Raw genomic sequence first — 20,487 nt, 5'->3', positions numbered from 1 at the left:
CTTTAACCCACGCCAATCTTAAGATAAATTTTATATTCTAATTTAATATATTTCAACCTTAAACATAAAAAAATTTTGTAAATATTTTATCATAAAAAATCAAAAGAGCTTAAATAAGCTCTTTTGATTTTAATTTAACTTCTTTCTATTTTAACCTTGCTTCCACCTAAACCTGCTTCTGCCGGTGTTAATATCAATTTAACTGGCACTCTATTTTTTATAGATTCAACGTGACTTATTATACCTACAGATAATCTTTCATTATGAAGTCTTTCTAAGGAACTCATAACAACATCTAAAAGATTATCATCTAAAGTTCCAAATCCCTCATCTAAGAAAAATAATTCTAAAGGTGCTGTTCCTTTTAACTGAATTTGTGATGAAAGTGATAATGCTAAGGCTAAGGAAGCTAGGAAGGTTTCTCCCCCCGAAAGGGTTGAAGCATCTCTCTCTGCTCCTCCATTTTTATAATCTCTTATTATAAACTTACCATTTTCATCAACCTCTAATCCATAAACTCCATTAGTTATATCCTTAAGCTTTTTAGAGGCCTCTATGGATATATATTTTAGCTGATTTGCTGCAATAAATTCTACAAACTTCTTTCCTTTAAATAATTTTTCTAAATCACTTAAAAGAGCCAATTTATGTTCTTGTTTAGATTTAATCTCAAGTATATCCCTTTGCTCTTCAAGTTTTTTCTTTATAGACTCACTTTCAGTAACAAGTCTAATTTTTAATTCTTCAACTTCCTTTAATTCTTTTTCAGTATTATTTTTCTCCTGAAGAACCCTTGTCCATTCTTCTTCTGTTAAACTCTTTCCATTTAACTTTTTAATTAATAATTCTATATTTGCCCTAACCTTAATCAAGTTATTATGGTATTCTTCAATTAATATTTTTAATTTTTCCTTTTCATCCTTAGATAAAATACCCTCTTTAACCTCTAATATTGTCTTAAATCCTTCTTCCTCTAAAGCTAAGTTTACTTTTTTCTCCTCATTTTCTTTTCTAAGCTTTAATGAATTTACTCTTTCCTTAGTAACCGCCATCTCTTGATTCATATTATTAAAGGCTTTTTCTAGTTTTTCTTTTTCCTCACTTAGATTTAAATAAGACTTTTCTATATAATCAATCTCTAATTGTAAATCTTCTAATAAGCCTTTTATATCTATTTTTTCAATAGGTAAAGCTTCATTAATTAAGCCCTTTAAAGATCCTTTAATCATTCTTTCCTTTTCTCTATAAACTTCTACTTTACCATCTAATAAGGATTTTTGACTTAAGTAATCCTCCTTTAATGCATCTCTTTTTTCTCTTAATTCATCCTTTATCTTATTTGATTCTTCTAGCTGAGTTCTTAAGATTTTAATCTCTTTCTCTAATAGATTTTTTTCTTTCTCTTTTTTTAATATTAAATCATTCTCTAACTTAATATCCTCAATCTTTAGTTCATTCTTTATGGAATTAAGCTCAGAATTTTTTAATTTTAACTCCTTATCTAATTCTTTTACCTTTGAAGCTATTTCTTTTTCTCTAACTATTTTTTCACATAAAATAACCTCAGCCTTATTGAAGATATTTTCTAAATTATTTTTCTCTTCCTTTAATTTTTCTAAATTTTTTTCTAGATTTTCTTTTTTAAGATTAAACTCCTCTATTTTATCTTTTAAGGTATTAAACTCTTCTTCTAAGGATTTTAATCTTTCCTCATTAACTTCTCCTACTTCTTCTATGGAAATATTTAATTCCTCAATTTTCTTATTTTCATATTCTAAAGTAGCTTCTATTTTTGAGAACTCTAAAATAAGCTCTTTTAATTTTTCTTCCTTACTTTCTAATAAAGTTGTTTTTTCATTTGATTCCTCTAAATTAATTTTCTCAACCTTATTAAGTTCATGGTGAGTTGATCCACAAACTGGACAACACTCCCCGTCTACTAAATTCTCTCTAAGTTTATGAGCTAACTCTTCAACCTTAACCTTATTTATATACTCCTTAAGCGCTCTTACCTCTTTTTCTAATAATAATTTTTGATTTTCAAAAGCTTTAAGTTTTTCTTCAAAATTATTTTTACTCTTTAAGGATTCTTCTAAAGAATTTTTTATCTCTTTATATTTATTAAGCTTCTCTCTATACTCTCCAAGTTTTATTTGTTTTTCTAAAATAGAATTACTATCCCCTGGTGTTTCCTTTAAAAGACTTTCTAGTTTGTCCCTTGTCTTACTTAGGCTTTCTATCTTAACTTTTAAATCCTTCTCTGACTTTTCTTTATCCTCTGTAAGATTTTTTATAGATTTCTTTAATTCAACTTCTTCACTCTTTATCTCATTAAATTGTTTATCTAAGCCTTCATAAGAATTTAAAATAAATAATCCACTATTAATCTTATTTTTAAATTCTTCATGGACAAAAAGCTCTTCTTTTCTCTCTTCCTTCTCTTTTAATTCTTTATTTAATCTCTTTTCATTTTCTTCTATAGAATTTAATTTATTATCACATTTACTTTTTTCCTCAAAAATATTCTTACAAGATTCCTTTAATTTAACCCCATCAGCCTTTATTTGAAAAAGTATCTCTCTTTCCTTTTGGCTTTCTAATAATTTTTCCTTCTTTAATCTTAAGTCAGGTAATTTTTCTTCCTTCTTTTTAACAACCTCTTCAAACTTTAGCTTATTTTCTTCTCTTAAATTTATAAGTTCCTCTAATTTCTTATTTAACTCATTAAATTTTAAATTCTCTTTATTTATTTCCTTTAAAATGTCTTCAAGATTATTTATAAATACTATTACCTTATCTGCCTTATTTGAAATTTCAACCCTTTCTTTAAAAGATTTTATTTCCTCACTTCTACTTACTAAACTCTCTTCTTCAATTCTTTTATCATAAAGTTCTTTTTGAGTATTCCAAACTTTTTCCGCTTCCTCAAATTCTTTTTTTATCTTATTTAATAACTCTTCTTTACTTTTAATATTTAAATTAATTTCCTTAATTTCTTCTTCCTTTGCTTTTAAAGCTTCTTCACTAACTCCTTCATACCCCTTTAATTGTCCTTCTAAGACATTCATCTTATCTTTTTCTTTTCTTATTTCAAAACTAAGCTTACTAGAAAGATCATCACCATATTTTCTAAGATTAAATAATCTCTCAAGCATATTTCTTCTCTCTTTTCCTTCTAGCTTAAGAAACTCACTAAATTTCCCTTGTGGCAGAACAACAGTCCTCATAAAATCATCTAATTTTAGCCCTATAATTTCCTCACACTTTGAAGTTACAGCCTTTGCCTTTTCCTCTAGTACATTTTCAACTCCGCCTGTTATATCAATTATTTTCGAACTTTTATTTCTTATTCCACCACTTTTATTATCTCTTTTAAATTCTCTATCAACTCTATACCTTTTTACTTCATTACCTGTTATTTGAAACTCATAACTTACATAAACACCATCACAGTTAGTATTTATATAGTTTGAGCTTTTTCTTGCAATATCGCCATATAAAGCAAGGGTTATTCCATCTAGAATTGTAGATTTTCCACTTCCAGTAGGTCCAAAAATACCAAAAAGCCCTCTCTCTGTTAACTTATCAAATTCAACAACTTGCTTATCTATAAAACTATTTAATCCCTTAACCTCTAGCTTAATTGGTTTCATTTTCTTCATCCCCTTCCTCTTTAACTATATTAAGTAAAAGCTCTAATAAATCATCTTGAGGCTTAACTCCTCTTTCCTTTTCATAAAAGTCAGTGAATAATTCCTGAAAAGATTTTTCTGAAAAACTTCTTTCATCATTCTCCTCTTCATCTAGTGTTATCTTAGGAATAATTTCAATAATATCCCCTTTAAGCTTCTTCATAGCCTTTATTTCATCTTCTCTTATATATCTATCTGTTTTTATTTCTAAATAAACCCAACATTCTCTATCTTTATTTTCTTCACATTTGTAAATGGCTTCATCTATGCTATCACACTTCCAAACTTCTATAGGCTTGTACACATCAAATTTTATTTCATCTATATTTGCTTCCTCATTTGCTTTAACATCTACAATGAAACACTTTTTTTCAAAGCTTATTTCTTTTTTATTATATTGAAGTGGTGAACCTGCATATCTTATCTTTTTATTAGTTCCTGGTAGAATCATAGGCTTGTGTATATGCCCTAAGGCAATATATTGGGCTTCTTTTGGAAAACATTCCTTATCAACAATGAAACTTCCTCCTAGCTCTATATTTCTCTCTGAACCAGTATTTTCTGCTCCTGTTGCAAAAAGATGAGATACTACTAGGTTAATTGTATCTTCTTTAAAATTTCCTTTAAGGGAATCAAATAAAAGCTTTATTCTATCACTATAACTTTTTATTCTGTCTTCAGTTTCATCCATTGCACCATATAAAACTTCATTTAATCTCTTTTCACTTGGATATGGAACAGTTAATATTACAGACTTTTCTCCATTTATATCTAATTCAATAAATCCTTCTCCTGAATTTAAAACTTTATTTCTTCCATATTCCCCTACTTCAACTATACTCTTAGGAGTTCCAACCATGATTATTCCATGTTCTCTTGCTAAGGGCCCTGCAGCCACTAATCTTTCTGGATTATCATGGTTCCCTGAAATAACTAAAGTCATCCTCTCTCCATTAGCTGATATCTTTTTTAAGGTATCATAAAACATTTTTTCTGCCCTAGCTGGAGGATTACTAGAATCATATACATCCCCTGCTATAATAACTAAATCTATATTATTATCTTTTACTATGTGAACAAAATCCTCTAAAAATCGTTCTTGCTCATCCATACGACTTAATCCTTCTAAATTTTTTCCTAAATGCCAATCAGCAGTGTGAAGTATCCTCATCCCACATCTCTCCTAACACCTTTTTTAAATTTTAGGCCATGTTTTATCTAACTATCTATTAAATCCATTACTATTCTTGTAGCTAAAAATTATCTTCTAATAAAACATACCTAATCCTATAGTATCTGCTTATACTATTTTCTTTTTTCCTGCACATCTATTTAAAATTAATGGTGATTTTTAGTTTTCTTTTAATGACTATCTAAAAATCAATGCTTATCCCTAATAGAAACTTTTCTTTTAATAATATTATTTCTAATTTAACTGTTATAAATATTATACTAAACCCAATTTATATTTAATAAGATTTTGCTAAATATTTTATAGTATAAACTATTATTTTTAATTTAATTTTTTATAATATTCTAGTGTTTTTATTAATAATAATTATTCTCAAATAATTATTAGCTGAACTTTCAAAAAAATATATATTTTATTATTAAATTGTATAAAAAAGAATTATTTTATGAACATAATTCGTAAAATATCCTATTTGATGATGATATTTTTAAAGAGTATATTAAAGTTATAAAAAAGATTTTGAAAACTTTAATATATTAAAATTTTTAATAGATTTAAGAGGTGATTTTAATGAACTCATTTATGATGGATATAAAAAATAACAGTAACGATTTACATGCTGTAGCTGAAAAAACAGGATTCTTAAAAAGATTATTAGAAGGAAAAGCTTCTACTGAAAGCTACGCTGAATATCTTTATAATCTTTACGAAGTTTATAACGCAATAGAAGTTAACTTAGAAAAATGTAAAGATAACAAAGTAGTTAAAGACTTTGTACTTCCTGAAATTTATCGTGCTGAAGCTATACTTAAAGATTTAAAATTCTTATTAGGAGAAAATTTAAATACAATTAAACCCTTAGCTTCTACAAGAGCTTATGTTGCTAGAATAAATGACATAGGTGAAGCTGCTCCCGAACTTTTAGTAGCTCATGCTTATACTAGATATCTTGCTGATTTATTTGGTGGAAGAACAATTTATGGAATGGTGAAAGATTTATATAAAATAGATGAAGAAGGATTAAATTACTACAAATATGATACTTTAAGTGATGGACCTGAAATGAAAGGTTTTGTTATGAACTATCATAATAAACTTAACAATATTGAATTAAATGAAGAAATGAAAGAAAGATTCATAAATGAAGTTGCTAATTCTTACGTTTATAACATAGCAATTTCAAATGAATTAGACTTTATAAGATTTAATAGATAATTTATACTCCTAAAAATATATTATAAAAAGGGATTGTATTAAAAACTTAAATATAAAACTTATAAATATCTTGAGAATTATTAAATTTAAAATCTATAGTGCTTACTCCCAATGTTAAATACACTATGGAATAGCTTAAATCATAAAAATTCTTTAGATACTTTTATAAGTTTTGTTACTAAGTTACTTTGATATAACCCCTTTTTTATATGAGTTTATCCTTTAATTTCATATTTCTTTTAATCTAAATATTATATAAAATTAGAGCTATGGATAATCCATAGCTCTTCCCCTAGTAATGCCATAGTTCTGCCCATAAACTATGTTTTTTATAAGGTCTTTTCACCTTATATAATTCCCTAATTTTAAAATTTATAAACATAAACTTATTTATATTTTTAATAGTTAATTTATTTACTAAAAAATATGTTTTTAAGAATAGTATATATTACCAAAGCATAAATTATTATCTATGGACATTTTTTCTTTTTAGTTGATATTTATAGAAAGAAATTTTATAATATATTTTGCTTTAGTAATAAGTAATAATTTATAGGAGGTTTATTAATGAAGTTTGATCTTAGTAAGATGTATGAGAAGCTTTTATCTTGGATTACAACTAATGGATTTAAATTAGTGATTGGTTTAATTCTACTTTATGTTGGATGGAAACTTATTAATAAAGTAATTAAGATTTTAGCTAACATACTAAAAAATAGAAATGTAGATCCTACCCTAACATCATTTGCAGAAGCTTTTTCAGAAGTGTCTTTAAAAATTCTTCTAGTTATAACTTTAATGAGTTATGTTGGATTTGATATAGCTGGATTAGCAGCTCTTATAGCATCAGCAGGTTTAGCAGTTGGACTTGCCTTACAAGGAAGTCTATCTAACTTTGCTGGTGGAGTAATAATTCTTCTATTAAGACCTTTTAGAGTTAATGATTTCATAGAAGCATCAGGATATGCTGGAACAGTTGAAAGAATAACTGTATTCTACACTCATCTAGTAACGCCAGATAATAAGGAAATACTTATTCCAAATGGTACACTAGCTAATGGAAGCCTTATAAACTATTCATCAAAGGATACTAGAAGAGTTGACTTAGTATTTAGCGTTGGATATGATGATGACATAATAAAGGTAAAAAATGTTCTTTGGGATATTATAAATAAAAATGATTTAATTTTAAAAACACCTGAAGCTTTTGTAGGTATAAGCCAACATGCTGCAAGCTCTATAGATTTTACTGTTAGAGTTTGGACTAAGCAAGAAGATTATTGGAAGGTTCATTTTAACTTATTAGAAGAAGTTAAATTAAGATTTGATGATGAAAATATAACTATTCCATATCCTCAACTGGATGTAACTTTAACTAAATAAAATATAATAGAACAATAAAAAGCCTAAATTAAATGAACATATAAGAACATTTAATTTAGGCTTTTATCAATCCTACCACACTAAATCTTAAATAATTATCTTAATTTTATAATAACGTTTTCAAAGAGTTTTGTCAATATATTTTTTCAAAATATTGACAAAAATTATTTTAAATATTTTTAATATAAATATTCATCTTTTATATAATTAGTTAAATTATAATTATTTAAAACATTATTATTACTATCAAAAACCTCTTTATTATCCATATAAAACTTTAAATTTTCTTTGCTAATTATGTTAAAGTTCAGATCAGCAAAGTACCATATCTCTTTATCTTCTTCACCAAAATAACTACTTACAGGCATTTCAACAAACTTATAATATATATTTTTATTTATATAATATGGTTTTTCAACATCGAATATTAAGCAAGTATCTTCAAAAAATCTTTTTGAGATTCTTATAGGTTTTAAAATATACCCTTTTTTATTACTAAAATCCTTACTCTCATCATAAGGAAGATTTTTAGTTTTTCTAAACTGGCTATAGTATTCCTTACCTGCTGACTCAATACTACGAACATCTGGTGAAACTTCATTATTCTCCAAATAAAGATTTAATAGTTCTACTTTTTTTTGCTCTGTACTTAAGTCCTCTAAATTCTTTCTTGACTTATCACTAAGATTATTTTCATTCTTATTTAAAGATATACTATTTTCTATTTCTACTATATCTTCTTGAACATTTTTATCTTTTAAATCATCGTTTTCTTCTTTTATTATGTTAAGCATAATCTCTGCATTTCCTAGATCACCATGATTAATATAAGTTTTGGCCTGAAACACCTTAGCCTCTAATTTTTTAACTTTCTTATGCTTAAATTCCTCTATTCCAATCACTGATATTCCAGCAACTAAAACACCTATTATTCCTATAGCTAGGAATCTTTTCATCTTTATCCCTCACTTATCTATTTTGTATCTTTATATTGTTTTTTAACCCCTTAGTTTCTTTAAATCTTAAAATTTTATTATAATATTCTATATAACTACTTTCAACGGTATTATTATTCTTATTATGTAAATTAAGGTAATTTATATTAAACAATATTAACCTAAACTATGTCAAAACACTTATTCAACTGCAAATATTATTCTTATATTAACCCCAATTAGCTATTTATTGTATATATTTACAAAGTTTATTATATAAAAAAGAAGTTATATTTTTATAACTAATTTTGTGTTATAATTAAGTAAAATTTATAGATAATGCTAATTAGTCTAAAAAGTATCAAAAATTGTTCTTTTTCACCTTTATGAGAATTGTAACAAAATTTATTTGTCCAAATAATAATATAATATCGAAAAATTAGCATAATTTATAAATTTAAAGCTGGTATCTTATACCAGCTTTTTTTTATCTAGCAAAATCAAAGTTATCTTCTTTAAACTTCTCCATAAGTTTATTGCTGTTATTTATTAATCTATCTAATTTTTCATTTTCAGCTGAATTTTCTTTTAAATCAACTCTTATATCTTCTAATCCACTCTCTTTATCTGCTAATATCTTTTCCAACTCTCTTATGGTTAAAAGCTCATTTTCAAATATTCCAGATTCTTTTGATTCATCAATAAGTTTTTGCTCTAACAATTTTATATTTTTATTTATTTCTAATTTATTTAACTTATACTTCCATGTATCTAATGAAAAGAAGTTTTTAATGATACCCCTATCCTTAAGACTATGCTCTTCTGACACCTCTATAAGATTTTTTTGGTTAACAGCTCTTCTATACTCTTCATAAGAATTAAATGATTTAATCTCTTCAGACTGAAGAACTTTTTCTCTAAACATGTCCCATTGAGATTTGATAGCATTTTCAGTATTATCTTTTTCAGCTACGAATTTTCTTTCGTTCGTTAATAATAACTCCCTTGCCTCTTGCACTTCCTTAAGGTTTTTTTCTAAATTATTTTTTTCTGAAAGTATTTTATCATATTTCTCTTTTTCTTCTAACCAAACTTGAACTAACTGATTATAGTATATTTTTTCTCTTCTTTCTTTTTTTAATATCTTATTTGATATACTTATTTCCATTACAAAAATAGGTACTAAAATTTCTCTTGAAATTTTAAATTCCTTTAAAAGAATTAATAGTAATAATGGTCCTATATAAGCTCTTAACATGTCATGTCTAGTTCTAAATTCATAAAAATCAAAATCTTTTTGAAAGGCCACATAAATTGAAAAAACTGATCTTATGACAAATTCAGAACTCTCACTTACTCCACAATCTAAGGCAGCTTTTAAAAATTCTACTTGATTTAGTCTTATATTTTCCTTAATTGCTCCTTCAGATATATCTGTAAAGTTCATCTTATTTAATATTATCTTTCTTTCATCTAAAGGTATTGTTCTTAGAACTTCATAAATTATATTAGAAATCTTGTCTTTGTTATCTTCCTCATGATTTATTTCAGAGGACAAACTATTCATTATTACTATTAAGTAATAATTTATTATAGCCTCTAATTTATCTACCTTCCCATTAAATCCATTACGGCTTTCAATTATAAAATAAGCCTTCTCAACTATACTATCTAAAGATTTATCAAAGGTTTCCTTATCTGAAACTGAGGCCACTGGAGTATTAGTAAGCTTTAATAAAATATAATATAACTTTAATTTTAAAATCCCGTCAGAATATTTTTTTAAGTCCTCTACCTCTTTTTCAATAAACTTTAAAAATTCTTTCCTTTGAGATTTTAAAAATATACTTTTAGATTTATTTAAGAAAATACTACCTAAACTTAAACTCTTCAAAAAGGCATAAGCAACCCTAAGTTCATATCCTTGTAATGATAAAAATCCCTTATAAAAATCTGGATACTTATTATTGCCTCCCTCAATGAATTGATCCTTCTCCATGTAAGTTGTAAGTTTAACTTGAAGCTCTTTAAAACTATTTAAAACCTCCTGAAGCTCTGCCTCTTTTTTCTCTAGTTTTTCTGTAAGCTCTTTCTTTTCTTCCTTAACATTTCTTAAAAGTTCCTCAAGCTCTTCCTGCTTTTTTTCATCATCCCTATTAGTTTTTATTTGTTTTTCTAAGCTTATAATAAACTTTTCCTTATTTTCAAGAACCTTTTTATCTATTGCTAAGTCACATTCACTCTCTTTTATGCTTTCTGGAGTAATGAAACTATAATCGGCATCTAAGCTAATCTCTTTAGTTACATTTTTTAAGTACCATATTAAAATTTCATGCACTTTCTTTAGTGCTAATAATGTACTATTTTCTTCTAAATTACTATCTATTTCTTTATTAGCACTTTTCTCACCTTTAATTCTTACATATTCACCATACTCAATTATCCAACTTGGAACATATTCTTTTAAATTATTTAAGGTGCTCTTAAAATTAGATTCCTTATCTCTCTTTATTTCATACTTTTCTTCTAACTTAATTAATAAGTCTTCCACAACCATTCTTAATGCGATATATGTTAAAGCGGCATGGGTCTCCCATGCCTTTTCAGCATTTTTTAATAAATCATAATAGCCTTCAACACTTGTTTTTAATATAAAATCAAAATTTGTACTTTTTTTACTCTCCATACTTTCCCCTCTAAGCATATATACTGTTTAATGCTTGTTATCTTTAAATAAATCAAAAATACCTTTTAATAATACTTGAGCTTTTTTGTCTTCAAGTTTTTTAAATTTATTATTAATGTATTTTTTATTAGCCTCAACTTTAAGATTAACAAAGTCTATATCTTTTTTAATCTCTTCAGTAACAGTTTTATGTTTTATTATGTAAATATATTCTTCATAACATAAATTTAAGTTAGAAAATGATTTTTTAATTATAAGTATTAGAGCCACTATTAAAACCACACCTAATACCGAAATCACTCTAGCCATATTATTATAATGCTGATTATAATTGCTAATTAAATCTACTATAAAATCACTAGACATTATACCATTTAAATTTTCTATAGCTATTAATATTGCAAATATTATAAAATAAATTATTCCTAAATACTTAACCCTTGTATATACTAACCTTTCAAAGTTACTTTTCTCCTCAATATTAACATTTATATTGTCTATAGATGACATAATCTCTCTTATTCCTGACAATATAAAAATCATAGATATTATACACATAACATATACATCTAATGATTTAGAAAGTCCATATTCACTTCCAAAAAATTTATAACTTATTACTCCCAGTGTGGTATAACCTATTATTATTTTAAAGTCGCCAAGTATAAATTTCTCTTTGATAATTTTTATCTTTGATATAACAAATATCACAACTATGACCATTATAAACTTAACTATAACTTCTCTATATAAAAATATCTCATTAAATATAATTTCAAATAAATTTTTATTATTTATTTTAGAATTCATTCTACCTAAGGTATCTATTAAAATAAACAGCATTGGAATTAACATTATTAATAGGGATACTTCCTTATAATTATTAAAATTTTTTCTTTCCGCTATCATGGCAACACCTCCATTCACACTTATTTTATAAATATTTTGTGAATTCCTTATTATATTATATACCTTTAATTTTTAGGTTAAAACATTTAGAATATAAAAAAGTTATGAAATAATTACATATCTCATAACTTTTAAACATTAATATACAATACTATAATTATTTAAAGTTCCAATTAATATACCATCTAAATATATATCTCCATTTTTCTTTATGAACCCTCTTCTTCCTTCTACATATATAACTCCACTGGGTTTTAAAATTCCTGCGTATCTACCATCTAAATACACACAACCATTAGTATCTACTAAACCTCTTCTATTGTCTAGATAAAACTCCTTAATACATGCTTTTTCTCTTCTTAGCATATATAACCCTCCATTATATATTTCTTGTTTTAAGATTATATTATTCATTAATATTAAATATTACAAAAAAGACTTAGAAAAAAACTTTTCTAAGTCTTAAATAACTATTTATTCTCCATAATTATATCCTTTGGTTCTATATCCCTAATATCTTTAATCTTTCTATAGAAAGTAAGATCTCCACTAAATAAAAATTTGCTAACAATACTTTTATTTATTAGTACTATCATAAGAAGTGGTAAACACACTCCAATTACAGTAAACATTATATATCCATAATTAAATATATCCATAAATAAAGTGGCGATCTGCTTATGTAAATACATTATTACAAGAGAATTAGCTCCAATTATAGTAAATAATTTTTTATACTTAAATTTGCTAATCTGATAACTTAAAGAAAGTACAAAAAATGTTATGGTAACTGGCATTAATATATCAAAAATAGGATCCTTATAATAAGAATATTTTATATTTAAATAATAATAAATTCCCATTTTATTATTTAGTATAAATAAAGCTATTACCCCTATACTTGATAGAATTAATGTAGAGATTTTTCCAAACACCTTTTGGATATTAAAATTAGTTATGTAATATCCTAATGCATAATATGGTAATGTTATTAAAACAGTATCTAAATTCCAAAATACAAATTGATTTTCAGTTATCTCAGTTATACTTGATGGTATAAAACTAGTAGAATATACATGAGCTAATATATAACTTAATATACATACAAAAACTAACTTCTTAGATGTTAATCTCTTATTTAATTGATCAAATACTACCTTTGTAACAAACATTACAGGTATAAACCAAAATACTCCCCATGTTGCCTTTCCACTATATGCATACTTAAGTATTTCATGTATTAAATCATTTAAGGAAAAATTTCCATGGTAATACATAATATAATTAAAGCTTATATCTATTAGTGAAAATATAGCATAAGGAATAAAAAATTTTAATGCTTGTTCTTTTATGTTCATTCCTCTTTTATATAACATACCACTTATTATAAAAAAAGCTGGCATATGAAACCAATAAAGATATTGAGCATTTTCAAAAGGCGCATGACATAATACAACACTTATTATAAGAAGGCCTTTTGCAACATCTAAATAATCTAATCTTTTCTTTTGTTTTAAAACAGTATTCATATTATTTCTCCTACTTTAATCATTAGTCTAATATAGATATTACCACATATTTATATTTCCCATAATTTATATAAATATGAATATATCCTAAAAATTATAATCTAAAAATCATATATTAATCTTTATATATACTTAATATAATACTTCTATATTTTAAATTAAGTTTAAACTCAATATAAATTTATAATTAAATATATAAATCTTACAATTAAAAACAACCTAATATTATACTATTTTTAATTATATTGTATTTTTAACTTTATATTTTTAACTTTTTTGTGAATATATACATATATGTATGTTAAAATCTAATATATGCTATAAAATAGAACTTTAATAACTCTTATATTAAGGAGATTTAAAACATGGATAATCAGATATTTTTTCATATTTTTAATAATGATAAAAATAAATTAGAAACTCAAAGGACAATAAAACTTTCCATCTTTATAGTTTTCTCTATATTTTCCATACTAATAATAGATTTAGTATATAAAGTGCTTATTAGAAAAAATATAGAGTTTATTCCTGGTAATTCTATGCCAAGTTTCTCATTAAGTTTATCATTAATATTAGGAACAATGGCATACATAAGCTCATTAATATACTATTCAAGCACAAAAAAAGATGATTTCTTTATAATCTCTTTAATATATATGAATTTATCCGTAGAGCTTTTAATTACTAAAGGACATAACCTAATAATATTTGATAAATTTATTTTTATTCACTCAATATTTAGAATAGTTTTGCTTTTTTATGTGGCATTTAATAAGAAAGGAATATCTCCTCTTATTACTAAACATAAAATAATTACATCAATAATAGTTTTTTTATTTTCTATAATAACACCTATGATTAACTATAGAATTTTTTCTAACAATTTATTTACTAAAGATATTTATTTTTATGCTGCTTTAATGACTATAATTATTATTCTTTATATAATTACTTGTATATTCTTATCAAAAAAATGTTTAGATGATTGTGAATTGATATATTCATTTATAATTGCTAGCATTCTCCTAATAGCCCTTAGAGGCTTATATTGGATTTGTGAAGTACTTCTTCCAAACCTAACTCTTTTAAAAACAAATAATGTTGTTCTTCTTTTTACAATATTATCATTTTTATTGGCTATAAGTGGAGTTTTTAATGAAATTACAACCAAAAATAAACGAAGTACCTTATTACAAAATGAACTTCAAGTTTTTTATCATTTAGTTGAATTTAATACTAGTAGTTCTATAATTTTATATGATAATAAAAAGAAAGTTATATATACAAACAAGACACTAAGAGAACGCTACTGCAAATCAATTAAATTGAAAGATCAACTTAAGGAAGTAGAAAAATTATTTGTAGATTCAATTTTTATAGATGACACTGAAAAAAATGCTACTAAATCACTTTTTGATAAGGGCAACTGGGAAGGTAAACTTATTTTAAAAAACGGAAAAATAGTAAGTGCATATATACAAATATTAAATGTTGAAAATAAAAATTATTTTGCTATGAATTTAAAAGATATAACTGAAGAATATACACTGACAAAAAATATTAAAAGAAATGAACAATTATTAAGCTGTATAAATAATAATATACAAGATTTAATAATAAGTGTTGATAATAATGGTTTAATTACATATGTTAATGATTCTGTGTTAAAAACATTAAATTATACATATAGTGAAGTTTTAGGAATGCCTATAATAAATCTCTTAGGAAAAAATGATGAAATATTAAATCAATTAAAACTAGAAGATGAGGAAGATAGTATTAAATGTAAACTTGTTGGTAAACATTCCTTTGTATATGTAGAATCTATAATTAGAACCTTAAAAGATAATAATGAAATTCCTTATGGAAAAGTTATAGTTGCAAAAAACTTAACTTCTAAAAAGCGTCTTGAAAACTTAGCTATAAAATTTAAAGAAGCCAAGGCTTATGAACAAGTAAGAAATGAATTTTTCGCCAACATATCACATGAGCTTAGAACACCACTTAACATTATATATTCTACAATACAGTTATTAAATTCTAAGCATGAAAATGATCCTAAAGACTTTACTAATTTCTATGATAAATATAAACAAGGGCTTAAGATAAATTGTTATAGAATGCTTAGACTTATAAATAATCTTATTGATGTTAGTAAAATTGAAGTTGGATTTTTAAAAGCTGATTTTACTAATCGAGATATAGTATTTCTTGTAGAAAACATAGTATCTTTAGTCATTCCTCATTCTGAGAATAAAAATATTAATATAATCTTTGATACTAATGTTGAAGAAAACATAATAAAATGTGATCCTATAAAAATAGAAAGATTGATTCTTAATTTACTTTCAAACGCAATAAAATTCACACCAAATGCTGGTGAAATATTTGTAGATTTAAACATTTCAAAAGATTGGGTTAAAATAAGTATAAAAGATAATGGAATTGGTATACCTAAAGAAATGCAAGCATCAATTTTTGACAGATTTGTTCAAGCTGATAAATCCTTAAAAAGAAGAAATGAAGGTAGTGGAATAGGCCTTAGTATTGTAAAATCTATTACAGATTTACATGATGGAAAAATTGAACTCATAAGTGATGGAATAAAAGGATCAGAATTTATAGTATGGTTACCAAATGTAAAATTAAACTACATAGAAGAAAGTAATAATTTAGTTGATTATATAACAGATGATAAAAACATAGAATTAGAGCTTTCTGATATTTATGAGGTGCATTAATAAAATATTTATGAAAATAACTTTTTTAAAATAATTTATTTGTTATAAATTTAAAAGCTGTATCATATTAAAGTAATCCCCATTAAGTAAATACAGTATACAAGACTGTTTAAACTCTACTTAACGGGGTAATCTTTTTTATGCAGTACAATTCTCTTTTATCTTAATTGCACTAACCTCATCTCTGGTTAGTGTTTTTAAATTATTATAATTAATTAAATAAAAATAATTGTATAACTTTCTTAGCTTATTTAAATAATCATAACTTCTTTCTGGTATATCAAAACTTACTTTAGTCTCATCTCTTTCATCTGCATATTCAATTTTAAAATCATCTACTTGAGGGAATTTTAAAAGTCCTTCAAAGGTTATTTGTCCCCTTACAAATTGATGTCCAGAACAAGAATATAAAGTTTTTATATTAGGCTGAGTATTTAAAAAGATTATTAAATCCTTTAACTCAACATCTATGGCTAACCTACTACTAAATCCGCATTTCTCTGTCTCTTCCTCACTTAAAAGAACTGATCCCCTTCTCAATTCTCTCATATAATAATTGTATGCTTGTATTAAATCAAAATCCTCTTCAGAAACCTCAGAAACCCTCCCCCTAATAAATTCAGGTAAGCCCCCTTGTTCTCTTTCTAACTTCAACTCAGTTACTATCTTAAGCGCTTTTAAAACCTCTTCATTGGAATAATCCTTTAATAAATTCTCCATTTTAAATCCCCCTAAATTTTACTAATAGTTACGCTACTTTTAATAACAACTTAACATATTGCTGGTATTATGCACATTTTCAACTTAACTAATAAAAACCATACTCTTATCAAAACTGACATATTCTATACATTCAAATATCCTTATTATTTTATTAGTTATAACTATATTTCTATTAACTAGACTTCATAAATATCAATGTTATACTTTTAATTATTAGTTATATTTTATTATTTTTCACTTATATATTATTTATATTTTCGACTCTTTTTGTAAATATTTACCATATAATTAGTATATACGTTTTTACTCCAAAAATAAAATCGTATTTTAGCCCATTTATTCAAATTAGATAAAATTAAATCTCATTTTCTTTCATTTTGAATTTAATTGTAAATATTTTACATAAATAATAAAAAAGAAGTTGTATCAAAAATATAGTAATTTGATACAACTTCTCTTAATTATTTATCTTAATATTTCTTATTTGACTTATAAATTTATGTCCTAACTTCTAAATTTCTCTCTAATTTCTCTTATTTCAACCCTATTAGAATCATAGTTGAAGGTAACCTTTTAAATCTCAAAAATTACACTTACATTCTCTACACCGTCCATTTTATTTAACTCTTTTTCAATGGCTGCTGCACAGAATGCAAATATCATTCCTTCTATCTTATAAGTCAAATTATTTTATCCTCTTTAAGTCTATATTCTAATTTATCAAGTTTAAATTCTAATTTATTAACTTTATTATTAATATCCTCAAAGAAAATCCTATTTATATTAAGTTCAACATTTAAAGTATATAAAACAAGATTTACCTTTACAAGTTTACTCTTTCAAGCCTTACTAAATAAATCTTTTTAATATCTAAACCTATATGATGTAAAAATCATCCCTTTTACTTTAAACATTTCTTCTTTAGTATTATTTTTATATAATAATCTAATTCTATCATATTTGTTTTAAATTAATATTATTTTTATCATAAATTAATATTAATTTCTCTTTACTATAATTTAAACTACAAATGAAGTTATATTCTCTAAGCTTAAAACTTCATTTAATTCTAAATTCGCTTTAAATTATTCAAAAATTAGATTTTGAATCCTAAAAAACAACAGATCTAAATAATCTTATATTTTCTATAAAACTATAAACATCATTAGAATTTCGATTTTTATAATAAAAGTATATATTCTTATAAATCTCTTTAAATTTCTTTATGAACTTTGAACTTATAAACAAATAAATATAAATTATTTTATATTTTCTACAAAATTACTTATGTATTTAAAATGATTAATATATAAAAATTTATCTCTTATTGCCCTAAAATCACTTTGAATTGCTTAAAGATGTAAATTAATTTAAACCCTTCAAAACAATAGATCCAAATTATTTTATATTCTTTATAAAATAATTCACATCATTAGACCAATATTATATTTATATTCTATAAGCTAAAAATATTAAATTAATTATTCTAAATTCGCTTTAAGCCACTCAAATATAAGCTTTGAGTTTCCAAAAACAACAGATCTAAATAATTTTACATTAATAAAGTTAAATAAATCATTAGAATAATATAGCAATATAAAACATTCTAAATTTGCTTTTAACTATTCAATAAAAATAAATTGAATCTCTAAAAACAACAGATTTAAATTACCTTATATTATAATAAAATTAAATACACCATTAGAAAATTATATATTTTATTTATCTATTAGCTTATTTAGTACACTTAATATTTCTTCAATCTTTTCGTCTTTAGATTCATTATTATCGAAAGCACTCTTGACACAATTATGCATATGTTGCTGTAATATCAATTTATTGGCCTTCTTTAATAATGCTTGGGAAGCCATTATTTGATTTGAAATATCTATACAATATCTCTCATCTTCAATCATTCTAATTATTCCTTCAATTTGTCCTTTTGCTGTCTTTAAGCACTGTAATGCTTTCTTTTTTTCTGAATTCATGCTCATCGCTCCCTATATATTTCACATACAACCCCCACTGGGTGTCTGTAATTATATAATACTCTTCCACGTTCCTAATGTCAATATATTTTTTGAATATTTTGTTAACAAATTTAACATTTAATTAATAAAATTATTCATAAATCATACTCAAATTAAGAAACATAAAGTATATCATCTTTAATAAGTATAAAGATGATATTCAAATAAAAGAAGATTTACATTAAAATCTAATATAAATCTTCTCTCCAAAATATTTATTAAAATATAATAATTCTAATACAATATTGTACCTTCTTTTATATACGTATTTTTATCTATATTATTCTTTGCTAAGATTGTAGTGTTAGCTTCAATATAAGCTTCGTCTTTAATAACTACGTTACTGTCAATATTACTATTAAAAGATATAAAAGAATAATCACCTATCTCAACATTATTCCCTAAAGAACATTTTTGTTTTAAAATAATATGTTTGCCTAACTTAAATTTTCCTACATTAATTAATCCTGGATATATTACAGTCCCCTCTCCAACTTCTTGTTTATTAATAAAATTAACATCTGGATGAATAATCGTAGCAAATTTTATTTTGTTTTTTAACTTATTTTCTATTTCTTTTTTTAATTGACAGTTATCTATTGCTATAATCGTAAATAATTCATTTTGACTTTCTAATTTCTTAAAAAAATAAAATTTATCTTTTTTTCTACCTTCAAAATAACTGAACATTGAATCTATAGATCCAAGAACGCTATATCCTTCAACACTACTTCCTTCTTCATCTTTTTTGCGACTTATAAATCCTAATACATTCCATGTATTTCTTTTTAAATTTATAGCCTCTATTATTTTAACAACCTCTTTTCCTATGTTTTCAGTTCCAATTATAACAATATCCTTCATTTAAACACCTCATTAATTATTTAAAGATCTATATTAAAACTATTTTATTGATTAAATCATAATATTAATTCACTTATTAAATGATATTAATTTATATATTTATTTATTCTCATTTATTTTTTACAATTTATGTATATTAATCTGATATTTGTCCATAATTAAAATATCCACACTTAATAAGTAGAATAATTCTTAGTTTTAAAATAATTAACGATACTTCCCCAATAATATATCCTTAATCACTTCCCCTTTTGTTTTTAGGAACTAAGAAACTACTTATTGTGGATTTAAAATTAAAAAGGAATATTTATAAAATTTATTTATATAAATAAATTTTATAAATATTCCTTTTACTTTTTTAACCTAAATATTAATTTAAATTATAATCATATTATACTATTTATAATTAATATATTATTTAAAATCATAATTTAATTTTATAAAAAAAGCTTAGTGAATTATTCACTAAGCTTTTGGTGGCTCGAGCAGGAATCGAACCAGCGACACGAGGATTTTCAGTCCTCTGCTCTACCGACTGAGCTATCGAGCCATAAAAGAAAAACCTGGCGACCACCTACTCTCCCACAC

14 protein-coding genes and 1 tRNA gene are annotated in these 20,487 nt (G+C 24.4%); 3 read left to right on the top strand and 12 right to left on the bottom strand.

Features of this window, described 5'->3' with window-relative positions; translation table 11 throughout:
• Positions 1-134: 134 nt before the first annotated feature.
• Both ACYUCG_RS13345 and ACYUCG_RS13340 read right to left on the bottom strand, forming a co-directional pair.
• Complete coding sequence (locus ACYUCG_RS13345) at positions 135-3,653, bottom strand: AAA family ATPase (protein WP_460268756.1); 3,519 nt, start codon at positions 3,651-3,653, stop codon at positions 135-137.
• Positions 3,640-4,863, bottom strand: a complete 1,224-nt coding sequence (locus ACYUCG_RS13340) for an exonuclease SbcCD subunit D (protein WP_283684753.1) — start codon at positions 4,861-4,863, stop codon at positions 3,640-3,642. Before ACYUCG_RS13340 ends, ACYUCG_RS13345 begins: the two co-directional genes overlap by 14 nt.
• Before the next feature lie 591 nt (positions 4,864-5,454).
• Here ACYUCG_RS13340 and ACYUCG_RS13335 point away from each other — a divergent pair.
• Complete coding sequence (locus tag ACYUCG_RS13335; RefSeq protein ID WP_415319597.1) at positions 5,455-6,099, top strand: biliverdin-producing heme oxygenase; 645 nt, start codon at positions 5,455-5,457, stop codon at positions 6,097-6,099.
• Between the two features lie 567 nt (positions 6,100-6,666).
• Positions 6,667-7,482, top strand: a complete 816-nt coding sequence (locus tag ACYUCG_RS13330; protein WP_139932594.1) for a mechanosensitive ion channel family protein — start codon at positions 6,667-6,669, stop codon at positions 7,480-7,482.
• A 179-nt stretch (positions 7,483-7,661) separates the two neighbouring features.
• Here the strand turns inward: ACYUCG_RS13330 and ACYUCG_RS13325 are convergent, their stop codons facing one another.
• The 5 genes from ACYUCG_RS13325 to ACYUCG_RS13305 all read right to left on the bottom strand — a co-directional run bounded on the left by ACYUCG_RS13325 (position 7,662) and on the right by ACYUCG_RS13305 (position 13,541).
• Complete coding sequence (locus ACYUCG_RS13325; protein WP_240297465.1) at positions 7,662-8,438, bottom strand: hypothetical protein; 777 nt, start codon at positions 8,436-8,438, stop codon at positions 7,662-7,664.
• A 466-nt stretch (positions 8,439-8,904) separates the two neighbouring features.
• Positions 8,905-11,103 (bottom strand): hypothetical protein, encoded by a 2,199-nt coding sequence (locus ACYUCG_RS13320; protein WP_415320014.1) that lies wholly within the window; start codon positions 11,101-11,103, stop codon positions 8,905-8,907.
• A gap of 27 nt (positions 11,104-11,130) precedes the next feature.
• Positions 11,131-12,012 (bottom strand): hypothetical protein, encoded by an 882-nt coding sequence (locus ACYUCG_RS13315; RefSeq protein ID WP_283681738.1) that lies wholly within the window; start codon positions 12,010-12,012, stop codon positions 11,131-11,133.
• 138 nt (positions 12,013-12,150) lie between these two features.
• Entirely contained in the window at positions 12,151-12,378 is a 228-nt protein-coding gene (locus ACYUCG_RS13310; RefSeq protein ID WP_060797073.1) for a hypothetical protein, read from the bottom strand.
• Positions 12,379-12,482: 104 nt separating this feature from the next.
• A complete protein-coding gene (locus ACYUCG_RS13305) occupies positions 12,483-13,541 on the bottom strand; it encodes an acyltransferase family protein (protein ID WP_460268751.1) in 1,059 nt (352 codons plus the stop codon).
• 365 nt (positions 13,542-13,906) lie between these two features.
• On the opposite strand from ACYUCG_RS13305, the gene ACYUCG_RS13300 reads away from it, so the two are divergent.
• Positions 13,907-16,282: a sensor histidine kinase gene (locus ACYUCG_RS13300; RefSeq protein WP_460268750.1), complete on the top strand. Its 2,376-nt coding sequence runs from the start codon at positions 13,907-13,909 to the stop codon at positions 16,280-16,282.
• Positions 16,283-16,420: 138 nt separating this feature from the next.
• Here the strand turns inward: ACYUCG_RS13300 and ACYUCG_RS13295 are convergent, their stop codons facing one another.
• The 5 genes from ACYUCG_RS13295 to ACYUCG_RS13275 form a co-directional block, all read right to left on the bottom strand.
• A complete protein-coding gene (locus ACYUCG_RS13295) occupies positions 16,421-17,002 on the bottom strand; it encodes a hypothetical protein (protein WP_139932588.1) in 582 nt (193 codons plus the stop codon).
• A 576-nt stretch (positions 17,003-17,578) separates the two neighbouring features.
• Positions 17,579-17,689 (bottom strand): heavy-metal-associated domain-containing protein, encoded by a 111-nt coding sequence (locus ACYUCG_RS13290; RefSeq protein ID WP_275890572.1) that lies wholly within the window; start codon positions 17,687-17,689, stop codon positions 17,579-17,581.
• A 1,034-nt stretch (positions 17,690-18,723) separates the two neighbouring features.
• Positions 18,724-18,993, bottom strand: a complete 270-nt coding sequence (locus ACYUCG_RS13285) for a metal-sensing transcriptional repressor (RefSeq protein ID WP_060797070.1) — start codon at positions 18,991-18,993, stop codon at positions 18,724-18,726.
• Positions 18,994-19,269: 276 nt separating this feature from the next.
• Entirely contained in the window at positions 19,270-19,899 is a 630-nt protein-coding gene (locus ACYUCG_RS13280) for an LbetaH domain-containing protein (RefSeq protein ID WP_415320012.1), read from the bottom strand.
• 474 nt (positions 19,900-20,373) lie between these two features.
• A tRNA-Phe gene (locus tag ACYUCG_RS13275) sits at positions 20,374-20,449 on the bottom strand.
• Positions 20,450-20,487 lie beyond the last annotated feature (38 nt).

The organism is Clostridium sp. CTA-17, from assembly GCF_054767895.1.
This window is presented reverse-complemented; position numbering and strand designations above follow the sequence as displayed.